The sequence below is a fragment of the Streptomyces sp. SID14478 genome, assembly GCF_010548525.1.
Lineage (GTDB): Bacteria > Actinomycetota > Actinomycetes > Streptomycetales > Streptomycetaceae > Streptomyces.
Genome location: NZ_JAAGMG010001469.1, coordinates 1 through 10,437, shown reverse-complemented (window position 1 = coordinate 10,437; position 10,437 = coordinate 1). Strand labels below are relative to the sequence as shown.

The window sequence follows — 10,437 nt, the reverse complement described above, 5'->3', positions numbered from 1 at the left end:
CGGCCGCGATGGTGTGGGCCGCGGCGTTCGGCCTGCTCGGGCCCGTCGTCGTACGCGCCATGACGGCCCTGCTGCGCCGGCCCCTCGGCAAGGTGTCGGGGCTCGCCGGTGAGCTCGCCGTGCGCAACGCGCGGGCCCGCACCGCCCGGCTGGCGTCCGCGGTGATGCCGGTGATGCTGGCGAGCGGCCTCGCCCTGGGCCTCGTATACATGCAGACCACGCAGTCCGACGGCGCCCGGCGGGCGTTCGACGAGAGCCTGCGCGCCGACCTGGTGGTGTCCTCCGCCTCCGGCGGGCTGCCGCTCGGCCTCGTGGACACGGTGCGCGCGCAGCCGGGGGTCGCGGCGGCCTCCGCGCAGATCCCCACCACCGGGTACGTGGAACCGGACGAGCCGATGCGGGCGAGCGAGGGCGAGGACACCGGGCCGCAGCCCACCGAGCTGTCGCTGCAGGGCGTCACGGCGCAGGGTCTGGACGGCACGACGGCGTTCCGTGCGGCGAGCGGCACTCTGGCCGCCCTCAGCGGCGACTCCGTGGCGCTGCCCGCGGCGGACGCGGGAGAGCACCGGCTCGGTGACCTGGTGCCGATGCGGCTCGGGGACGGTACGCGGACCGCGTTGAAGCTGGTCGCGACCGTCGAGGGGCGGCGTGGCTACGAGACCGCGCTCGTACCGGCCTCGGTGCTCGTCGGGCACACGGACGGCGGGCTCGTCCCGCAGATCCTGGTGCGCGCCGACGACGGGACCGGAACCGCCCAACTGGCCGCGCAATTGCGGATGTTGGCACAGAAGCAGCCGGGGCTGCGGGTGTCCGGCACCGAGGTGCTGGCGTCCGCGCAGGCCGACGCCGACGACACGCAGGCCTGGATGGCGTACCTGGTGCTCGGCGTGGTCGTCGGCTACGCGGCCCTCGCCCTGGTCAACACGCAGGTCCTGGCGACGTCCGAGCGGCGCGGCGAGTTCATGCTGCAGCGGCTCGTCGGGGCCACCCGGCGCCAAGTCCTGCAGATGGTGACGGTCGAGGCGGCGCTCGTGGCGCTGGCCGGCATCGTGCTCGGCCTGCTGGTCGCGGCGGCGACGCTGGTGCCGCTGAGCCTGAGCGTCCTCGGCACCGCGCTGCCCGGCGGGTCCCCGTGGATCCTCGTCACGGTGGTGGCCGGAGCGGCGGGCCTGACCCTGGCGACGACGCTGCTCGCCGCGGGCGCGGTGCTGCGGCGGCCGCCCCGGGGCACCGTCGAGCAGTAGTCGGGTCAGGGATAGAAGCGGGACACGCTCTGCAGGACCGCCGCCGGCTTCGTCTCCCCCTCGATTTCGAGGGTGCCGTCCACGGTGATCTGCACCCCTCCCCCGGCGACGTCCTCGGCCCCGGCGAGCCGGGCGGTGAGGCGGAGGCGCGAGCCCGCCTTCACCGGGGCGGGGAAACGGACCTTGTTCAGACCGTAGTTGACCTTCGTCGTGACGCCCTGGACGTCGAGGAGGTCGGTGAACAGCGGGATGAAGAGGGCGAGGGTCAGGTAGCCGTGGGCGATGGGGGCGCCGAACGGGCCCCGGGCGGCCCTGGCCGGATCGACGTGGATCCACTGGTGGTCGCCCGTGGCGTCGGCGAACGTGTTGATGCGCTCCTGGGTGACCTCGATCCACTCGCTGGTGCCGAGCGCGCCGCCCGCCAGCTCCTTCAGTTCGCCGAGGCCGTTCACAGTGATGCTCATGGGGGTCCTTAATGCCTTAGTGAAGGCCGTAGCGGGTGCGGACACGGGACTTGAGGAGCTTTCCGGAGGCGGTGCGCGGGAGTTCGTCCGCGACCACCAGGGACTTGGGGATCTTGTATCTGGCCAGTCGGCCGTCGAGGGAGGCGAGCACCGCCGCCGGGTCGATCCGGGCACCCTCGCGGGGCACGACGACCGCGCGCGGCACCTCGCCCCAGCGTTCGTCCGGTACGCCGATGACCGCGCACTCGGCGACGTCGGGGTGGGTGAGCAGGACGTCCTCGACCTCGGCGGGGTAGACGTTCTCGCCGCCGGAGATGATCATGTCCTTGATGCGGTCGACGATGTGGACGTAGCCGTCCTCGTCGACCCGGGCCGCGTCCCCGGTGCGGAACCAGCCGTCGGTGAAGGCCGCCGCGGTCGCGTCCGGCAGGCCCCAGTAGCCGGGCATCACATGGGGGCCGCGCACCAGGATCTCCCCGGTCTCGCCGGGCCCGGCCGGGCGGAGGTCGCTGCGCACGACCCGTACGTCGGTGAAGAAGTGCGGCACGCCCGCCGAGCCGGCCTTCGACAGCGCGTGCTCGGCGTCCAGGAACAGGGTGCCGGGCGAGGCCTCCGTCATGCCGTAGCCCTGGAGGAAGGTGAGGCCGCGTTCCTGGTACGTGGCGATGAGCGAGGTCGGCACGGGCGCCCCGCCGCACAGCAGCGTGCGCAGTGACGAGAGGTCGGCTTCCGCCCAGTCGGGGCGGCGGGCCACGAGGTCGTACATCGTGGGCACCCCGAACATGGTGGTGATGCGGTGCCGCGCGATCAGGCCGAGTGTCGCCGCCGGGTCGAAGGCGGCCACGAGGACGCAGGTGCCGCCCTTCAGCAGGACCGGCAGGGTGAGCATGTTGAGGCCTGCCGTGTGGAACAACGGGGCGGATACCAGGGCGCGTTCATCGGCTGCGCAGTCGGTGTCGATGAGGACGTTCAGCGCGTTCCAGGTGAGGTTGGCGTGGGTGAGCATGGCGCCTTTGGGGCGGCCCGTGGTCCCCGAGGTGTACATGATGATGCAGGTGTCGTCGCCGGAGACCGGCTCGTCGACGGGGTCAGCGGACGGCGCCGAGGCGATCAACTCCTCGTATGCGAGGCCGACTTCGATGTACGTACGCGTGTCCGCGCCGCCCGGCAGCGCGGCCACCAGGGCGCGGTGCGCGGGGGCGTGGATCACTGTCGTCGCCCCCGCGTCGTCCAGCTGGTAGGCGATCTCGGGGCCCGCGAGGCGGGTGTTGAGCGGGACGAAGACCGCGCCGAGGACGCCTGCGGCGAACAACACCTCAAGGAAGGAAGGGTGGTTGGGGCCGAGGTAGGCGATGCGGTCGCCGCGGCGGACGCCCCGGGCGCGCAGGGCGTGGGCGAGGCGGGTGGTGCGGGCGTGCAGGCCCGCGTAGGTGAGCGTCGTGCCGTCGTGGATCAGGGCCGTGCGGTGCGGGGTCTTGCGGGCCCGGCGTGCGGGCCACGACCCCAGTCCCTCGTTGCGCATCCGGCACCCCTTCAGGTTCGGTGGGACTCAGGGCTTGGCGAGGCCCAGCAGGCGGGCCGCGTTCTCCTTGAGGATCTTCGGGCGGACCTCGTCCTTGATGTCCAGCTTCGCGAAGTCGGCGAGCCAGCGGTCGGGGGTGAGGACGGGGTAGTCGGAGCCGAAGAGGACCTTGTCCTTCAGCAACGTGTTGGCGTACCGCACCAGTTGGGGCGGGAAGTACTTCGGGGACCAGCCGGACAGGTCGATGTGCACGCCCGGTTTGTGCGTGGCCACGGCGAGGGCCTCGTCCTGCCAGGGGAAGGACGGGTGCGCCAGGATGACCTTGAGGTGCGGGAAGTCGGCGGCCACGTCGTCGACGTGCAGCGGGTTGGAGTACTTCAGGCGGATGCCGCCCCCGCCGGGGACGCCCGCGCCGATGCCGGTCTGGCCGGTGTGGAAGAGGGCGATCGTGCCCGTCTCCTCGATGACCTCGTAAAGCCCGTACGCCATGCGGTCGTTGGGGAAGAAGCCTTGGAGGGACGGGTGGAACTTGAAGCCCCTGACCCCGTGCTCCTCGACCAGGCGGCGGGCCCGGCGCACGGCCGCCTTGCCGCGGAACGGGTCGAGGGAGGCGAACGGGATCAGGACGTCGGGGTTGGCCGCGGCGGCCTCGGCGACCTCCTCGTTCGGGACCGGCGCGGTGCCCGTCGCGGACTCGGCGTCGACCGTGAAGATCACGGCGGCCATCCGGCGCTCGCGGTAGTACGCGGCCGTCTCCTCCAGGGTCGGCTTCCGCTTCCCCTCGACCTTGAAGTACGCGGAGGAGGCGGCGTGCAGGTCCTCGTCGAGGGAGGAGTGGCCCCGGGAGGAGACCTCGGCGTGCGTGTGGACGTCGATGGCGACCAGTTCGTCGGGGTTCATCGGGCCTCCGGGATCCGGGGCGCGGGGATGCCGACGGTCTGCGGCTCGGCGCCGAGCGTCGTGGGCCAGGCGGCCGCGAGGCCGTCCGGGGACCAACCGCCGTCCGCGTAGGCCGACTTGACCTCCTGCGGGTGGGACCAGAGGGTGATCCGGTCGCCACCGATGCCGATGGCCTGGCCGGTGACGCCGCGCGCCGCGTCGGAGGCGAGGAAGGGCACCAGGGCCGCGCAGTCCTCGGGGGTGCCGAAGCCCTCGCCCTTGCGCAGGAAGGCGGGCAGCGGCTCGCCGCCGCGCAGCGCGTCGACGTACGGGGCGAACGCCGGGATCGTCTCGGTCATCGCGGTCGCGGCGACCGGCACGATCGCGTTGACGGTGATCCGGGCGCGGGCCAGCTCCATCGACCAGGTGCGGGCCATGGCGGCGATGCCGGCCTTCGCGGCCGCGTAGTTGGTCTGCCCGAAGTTGCCGCGCTGGCCCGCAGGGGAGCCGACGAGGACGAGGGTGCCGCCCTCGCCCTGCTCGCGCAGGCGGGTGGCGGCGGCACGGGCGCAGGTGAAGGTGCCCTTGAGGTGGGTGGTGACGACGGCGTCGAAGTCGTCGTCGGTCATCTTCCACAGGACCTTGTCGCGCAGGATGCCGGCGTTGGTGACCAGCACGTCGAGGCGGCCGAACTCCCGGACGGCGCGGGCGACCAGGCGGTCGGCGGCCTCGGCCGTGCCGACCGGGACCACCTCGGCGACCGCCGTGCCGCCGGCCGCGGTGACGGACGCGACGGCCGCCTCGGCGACGGCACCGTCGATGTCGTTGATGACGACCGAGGCGCCGTGGGCGGCCAGGGCGTGCGCATAGGCGAGACCGAGGCCGCGACCGCTGCCGGTGACGACGGCCGCCTTGCCGGAGAGGTCGATGGAGCCGGTGGAGCCGGTGGAGCCGGTGGAGCCGGTGGACTCTGGGGGCACGGGCAGGTCCCTTCGGGCCGACACGAATGAGGAGGCGAGAAGGAAGGTATGAGCAATGATTGTTGACGTCAATAGTTGTTGCTGACTGGCATGTACGTCAGACTGACCTCGTACACCCCACGAGAGCCCAGGGAGACCGCATGAACCCCGCCCCGATCGACGCGCACGAGCCTTGGATGCGCGGGCTGCACGCCGACACGGGTTATCTGCTGTACCGACTCGGCCTGCGCTCCGGGCAGTTGTTCAACGCCTCGCTCCAGGAGTCGGGGCTGCGGCTGCGCCACTACGCGATGCTGCGCTTCCTGGCCACGACGCAGGGCACGCTGCAAAGGGAGTTGAGCGCGCGCCTCGGCTACGACCCGAGCGCGATCGTCGGCCTCGTCGACGACCTGGAGGAGGCCGGCTTCGCCGAGCGACGCCCCTCGCCCGATGACCGCCGCAGCCGGATCGTCGCCCTGACCGAGGACGGGCGCGGCTTTCTGCGCGACACGGACGAGGCGGGGCTGCGCGTCACGGCCGAGCTGCTCGGCCCGCTCGACCCGAAGGAGCAGGAGACGCTCCACGCCCTGCTGCTGCGGATCGCGGAGCCGGGGCTCACCTGACGGCACAGCCGGTTCACAGGCTGAGTGACTCGCTCGAAAATGCCTGGAATGGGAGGAACTCCCGGCTCGACCGGATGACGGTTGTGACGGCCGACACCCATGGCCGGCACAGGTTTACGTACGCCTCAGTGGGTGACTACGGTGCGTGGGATGTCTCGCAGCCACTTGAACCCCGTAAACCCGAGAAGACGTTGTTTCGGTAGCCGAGGTTCCATCGGGGAGGGATCGTGAGCGAACCGGTACAGCTGACCGCTCACCGGGCGCCCCTGCCCGCGCAGCGCGACGGCACCGCACCTTCCCGCCCGGCCGCACCCGCCCCGGCCGCCGCGGACAAGCCGGCCAAGGCGCGGGACGCCTTCTTCGACAACGCGAAGTACCTCGCGATCGTGCTGGTCGCGATGGGGCACGCCTGGGAGCCGATGCGCGGTGACAGCCGGGCGGCGTCGGCCCTCTACATCACGGTCTACGCGTTCCACATGCCGGCGTTCATCGTGATCTCCGGCTACTTCTCGCGGTCGTTCGACGCGAGCCCCGGGCGGCTCAAGCGGCTGATCACGGGCGTGGCCGTGCCGTACGTGGTCTTCGAGGTCGCGTACACCCTGTTCAAGCGGACGGCCGGGGACGATCCCGACTACCCGTTCAGTCTGCTCGACCCCTGGTACCTGACCTGGTTCCTGATCGCGCTGTTCGTGTGGCGACTGAGCACCCCGCTGTGGAAGGTGATCCGCTGGCCGCTGCCGGTGTCGCTCGCCGTCGCGGTGCTGGCCTCGGTCTCCCCCGACATCGGCGACGACCTCGACCTCCAGCGGGTCCTGCAGTTCCTCCCCTTCTTCGTGCTCGGCCTGTGCCTGAAGCCGGAGCACTTCCGTCTGGTGCGCCGCAAGGAGGCGCGGCTGCTCGCGCTGCCGGTGTTCGCCGCCGTGCTCGTGTTCGCGTACTGGGCCGCGCCGCGGATGAACGCCGCCTGGTTCTACCGACGCGACAGCGCCCAGGAACTGGCCGCGCCCGGCTGGACCGGCGCCGTCATGACCTTGGCGATGTTCGGCTGCTCGGTGGTCCTGGTCGCCTGCTTCCTGGCCTGGGTGCCGGGCCGCAAGCTCTGGGTCACGGCGCTCGGCGCGGGCACGCTGTACGGCTACCTGCTGCACGGCTTCCTCGCCAAGGGCTCGCGCTTCTGGGACTGGTACGACGCGGCCTGGATCCACACGCCGCTCGGCGAGATCGCGGTGACCTTGATCGCGATGTCGATCATCACGGTCCTGTGCACGCCACCGGTGCAGCGCATGTTCCGCTTCGTGATGGAGCCGAAGATGGAGTGGGCGTTCAAGCGGGACGCGGCGGAGGTGGCGCGGCAGCGCTAGACGCGTCTGCGTCTGCGTCTGCGTCTGCGTCGGGTTGGGCTTCGGCTCTTGGTCTGTGCAGCTCTTGGGCTTCGGCTCTTCGGTTTCAGCCCTTCCGCTTCGGCTGCAGTTCTTCGACTTCGGCTTCGCTCCCGATGGTCCGCCGTCGGGCAGGGGATCAGCGCTCGGTACATGCCTTCGGCGTGCCGGGCGCACCTTTCCGCCCGGCACGGCCGGAACTGTGAGACGAGCCCGCCGCATGGACCGGTGTGCGCCGGGAGGTGCTCGGCGCCTGCCTGACACGGGGCCGGACAGGCACCGTGTTCGCTACCCCGGCCCCACCCCCGGCCCCGGCGACCGGCCCCGGCCTACTTCCGCGCCAGGACGTACGCCTGCGCCGTCCGCTCCCCCTCGTACGGCTCCCGCACCAACTGCGCCTCGTACGTGAGGCCCGCGCCGCGCAGCAGGTCGGTCACCCGCTCCGGGGTCAGCCGCCGGAACAGCATGTCGACGTCGTGGCCGAACGCCTCCGTCAGGCGCAGCGGGTCGTCGCCGACCTGGAACGCGAGCAGCAGCGGGGCGCCCGGGGCCAGCGCCCGGTGGAACTCGGCGAACACGCGCGGCAGCAGCGCCGGCGGCACGTGGATGACCGAGTACCAGGCGACGATCCCGCCCAGCGAGCCGTCCGCCAGGTCGAGCGCGGTCATCGAGCCCTCGGTGAAGGTCAGTTCGGGGTAGGAGGCGCGGGCCACCGCCAGCATGCCCGGCGACATGTCGATCCCGCAGGCGTCCACCCCGAGCCCGTGCAGCAGGTCCGTGACCCAGCCGGGGCCGCAGCCGATGTCGGCCACGGGCCCGGCGCCGAGGTCCGCCGCCCGCTCGGCGAAGGCCCCGAGCATGGCCCGGCCGAGGGACTTGCGCGCGAACTCCTCCCGGAAGTGCGCGGCGTACTGCGGGGCGATGGCGTCGTAGCCCTCGCGGGTGCGGCGCATCTCGTGCGTCTCGGTCCCGGCGCTGTCGGCCGGCGTCGTGGAGGTCGTCGTCGTGGAGGTCGTCGAAGTCATGGCGGGACCCTAAGGGCCGCCACTGACAACGCCCGGGTACCGCCTCAGGCCGACGCCTTCTTGCGGGGCGAGGCCTTCTTGGCCGTACGCGACGACGAGGAGGACGCGGCGGACGTCGCGGTCGACTTCTTCGCCGAGGCGGCCTTCTTCTTCGCGGCGGCGCCGGTGGAATTCGTGGCCGGACCCGCCTTCGTGGACGACGACTTCTTCGCCCCGGACGCGGACGACGCACCGGACGCCGCGGTCGACTTCTTCGCCGGGGCCGCCTTCTTGCGGGAGCGTTCCTTGAGGTGGGTCACCTCGGCCACGTCCCCCGACTTGTCGGCGCCGGCGGACTCGCCACGCGCCTCCTTCGCGGCGCGCACGCTGCCCTCCAGCGCGGCCATCAGGTCGATGACCTTGCCGCCCTTGGCCTTCGGCGCCTGCGACGTCTCCTCCTGCGTCCCGCCGGAGGTCTTCGCCGCGATCATCTCCTCCACGGCGGCCCGGTAGTCGTCGTGCAGCGAGTCCATGTCGACCTCGCCGAGCGTGTCCATCAGGGCGTCCGCCAGGTCGAGTTCGGCGTCGCGCACCGTGACATGCGTGTCGGGGGCGACGTCCTGCGGGGTGCGGATCTCGTCCGGCCACAGCAGCCCGTGCATCGCGATGACGTCGTCGACGACGCGCAGCATCCCGAGCCGCTCCCGGCCGCGCAGCGCGAACTTGGCGATGGCGACCTTCTGGCTGCGCTTCAGCGCCTCGCGCAGGAGCGTGTACGGCTTGGCCGCGGGGACGCCGTTCGCCGCGAGGTAGTACGCCGTGTCCATCTGGAGCGGGTCGATGCGGTCCGCCGGGACGAAGGCGACGATCTCGATGGTCTTGGCCGTGGGGATCGGCAGGGCGGCCAGGTCGTCCTCGGTGATGGGGATGATCGAGCCGTCGGCGTCCTCGTACCCCTTGCCGATCTCGGCGGACGTCACCTCCTTCTCCTCCAGCTCGCACACCTTGCGGTAGCGGATGCGGCCGCCGTCCTCCAGGTGGATCTGGCGGAAGGAGACGGAGTGGTTCTCGGTGGCGTTGACCAGCTTGATGGGGATGCTGACCAGGCCGAAGGAGATGGCACCGTTCCATATGGAGCGCACGAGGGTCCTCCCGTCCAGCACGGTGGGAACAGCTGCACCGTTTTGCACCGTTCAGCCCGTGAATGCTTCGCTTTGATGCGGATTGCCAGACTATTACGGTATGACGCCGATCACAGAAGTGGAGGGGCGGCGGCTCCCCCTCAGCAACCTGGAGAAGGTGCTCTACCCGGCCACCGGCTTCACCAAGGGCGAGCTGCTGCACTACTACGCGACGACCGCGGGCTCCCTGCTCGCGCACCTCTACAACCGCCCGGTCTCCTTCCTGCGCTTCCCGGACGGGCCCGACGGCCAGCGCTTCTTCGCCAAGAACGTGCCGCCGGGGACACCCGCCTGGGTGAAGACGGCGGAGGTGCCGCGCTCGGAGGGCGTCTCACGGCAGATCCTCGTGCAGGACTTCGCGACGCTGATGTGGGCGTCGAACCTGGTCACCGAGTTCCACACCCCGCAGTGGCAGGCGGACGCGCCCGCGCGGGCCGACCGGCTCGTCCTGGACCTCGACCCCGGCGCCCCGGCCGACATCGTGCAGTGCTGCGAGGTGGCGCTGTGGCTGCGGGAACGACTGGCCGCCGACGGCCTCCATACGTACGCGAAGACGTCCGGTTCCAAGGGCATGCACCTCCTGGTCCCCCTGGTGCCGACCCCGTCCGACCAGGTCAGCGCCTATGCGAAGGCGCTCGCGCAGGAGGCCGAGGGGGAGCTGCCGCAGCTGGTCGTGCACCGGATGACGCGCAGCCTGCGCCCCGGCAAGGTGTTCGTCGACCACAGCCAGAACTCCGCCGCGAAGACGACCGCCGCCCCGTACACGCTGCGCGCCCGCCCCGAGCCGACCGTGTCCACGCCGGTGACCTGGGAGGAGGTCGAGGCCTGCGAGCACGCCGGTGACCTGGTCTTCCTGGCGGACGACATCGCGCCGCGGCTGCAGCGGTACGGGGATCTGCTCGGCCCGCTGATCAACCTCAACCGGGCCGGGCGGCTGCCGTCGTGAGGCCGCCGGTGGAGGTGGCCCTGGCCGAGTCGGTGGAGGCACTGCCGCCGGGCGACGGCTGGGCGTTCGAGCCGAAGTTCGACGGGCACCGCATGGTCGTCTTCCGCGATGCCGAGGACGTCGTGCTCCAGGCCCGCTCGGGACGCCTGGTGGCGCGGGCGTTCCCCGACCTCGTCGCGGCGGCCCGGGCGCTGCCCGCGGGGACGGTGCTCGACGGCGAGGTCGTCGTCTGGCAC

Annotated in this window: 10 protein-coding genes and 1 pseudogene; 5 read left to right on the top strand and 6 right to left on the bottom strand. The window is 71.8% G+C overall.

Translation table 11 applies throughout. The annotated features are described in order from the left end of the window. The coding region (locus tag G3I40_RS46025; RefSeq protein WP_164560734.1) for an ABC transporter permease at window positions 1–1,244 on the top strand (1,244 nt) is incomplete at its 5' end. Window positions 1,245–1,249: 5 nt separating this feature from the next. Here the strand turns inward: G3I40_RS46025 and G3I40_RS46020 are convergent. From G3I40_RS46020 to G3I40_RS46005, 4 genes are read right to left on the bottom strand one after another with little or no spacing between them, the layout of a single operon-like run. Further along, window positions 1,250–1,708 carry a MaoC family dehydratase gene (locus G3I40_RS46020; RefSeq protein ID WP_164560733.1) on the bottom strand — a complete coding sequence of 153 codons (459 nt, stop codon included), beginning with the start codon at window positions 1,706–1,708 and terminating at the stop codon, window positions 1,250–1,252. A 16-nt stretch (window positions 1,709–1,724) separates the two neighbouring features. Next, window positions 1,725–3,230, bottom strand: a complete 1,506-nt coding sequence (gene menE, locus G3I40_RS46015; protein ID WP_164560732.1) for an o-succinylbenzoate--CoA ligase — start codon at window positions 3,228–3,230, stop codon at window positions 1,725–1,727. A 27-nt stretch (window positions 3,231–3,257) separates the two neighbouring features. Further along, window positions 3,258–4,130: an amidohydrolase family protein gene (locus tag G3I40_RS46010; protein WP_164560731.1), complete on the bottom strand. Its 873-nt coding sequence runs from the start codon at window positions 4,128–4,130 to the stop codon at window positions 3,258–3,260. Beyond that, on the bottom strand, window positions 4,127–5,089 hold the full coding sequence (locus tag G3I40_RS46005) for an SDR family oxidoreductase (protein WP_164560730.1): 963 nt from the start codon (window positions 5,087–5,089) through the stop codon (window positions 4,127–4,129). The genes G3I40_RS46010 and G3I40_RS46005 overlap by 4 nt, the downstream gene beginning before the upstream one ends. A gap of 140 nt (window positions 5,090–5,229) precedes the next feature. On the opposite strand from G3I40_RS46005, the gene G3I40_RS46000 reads away from it, so the two are divergent. After that, window positions 5,230–5,691: a MarR family transcriptional regulator gene (locus tag G3I40_RS46000; RefSeq protein ID WP_203645996.1), complete on the top strand. Its 462-nt coding sequence runs from the start codon at window positions 5,230–5,232 to the stop codon at window positions 5,689–5,691. 227 nt (window positions 5,692–5,918) lie between these two features. Continuing rightward, window positions 5,919–7,052: an acyltransferase family protein gene (locus tag G3I40_RS45995; RefSeq protein ID WP_164560729.1), complete on the top strand. Its 1,134-nt coding sequence runs from the start codon at window positions 5,919–5,921 to the stop codon at window positions 7,050–7,052. Between the two features lie 347 nt (window positions 7,053–7,399). Here the strand turns inward: G3I40_RS45995 and G3I40_RS45990 are convergent, their stop codons facing one another. Together G3I40_RS45990 and G3I40_RS45985 are read right to left on the bottom strand one after the other, a co-directional pair. Continuing rightward, window positions 7,400–8,095 (bottom strand): class I SAM-dependent methyltransferase, encoded by a 696-nt coding sequence (locus tag G3I40_RS45990; RefSeq protein ID WP_343245228.1) that lies wholly within the window; start codon window positions 8,093–8,095, stop codon window positions 7,400–7,402. 44 nt (window positions 8,096–8,139) lie between these two features. Continuing rightward, window positions 8,140–9,216 carry a Ku protein gene (locus G3I40_RS45985; RefSeq protein ID WP_164560728.1) on the bottom strand — a complete coding sequence of 359 codons (1,077 nt, stop codon included), beginning with the start codon at window positions 9,214–9,216 and terminating at the stop codon, window positions 8,140–8,142. 100 nt (window positions 9,217–9,316) lie between these two features. Here G3I40_RS45985 and ligD point away from each other — a divergent pair, with 100 nt between their 5' ends. Both ligD and G3I40_RS45975 read left to right on the top strand, forming a co-directional pair. Beyond that, complete coding sequence (gene ligD, locus G3I40_RS45980; protein WP_164560727.1) at window positions 9,317–10,201, top strand: non-homologous end-joining DNA ligase; 885 nt, start codon at window positions 9,317–9,319, stop codon at window positions 10,199–10,201. Continuing rightward, window positions 10,198–10,437, top strand: a pseudogene (locus G3I40_RS45975) (ATP-dependent DNA ligase); the annotation flags it as partial. The gene ligD and the pseudogene G3I40_RS45975, both read left to right, overlap by 4 nt.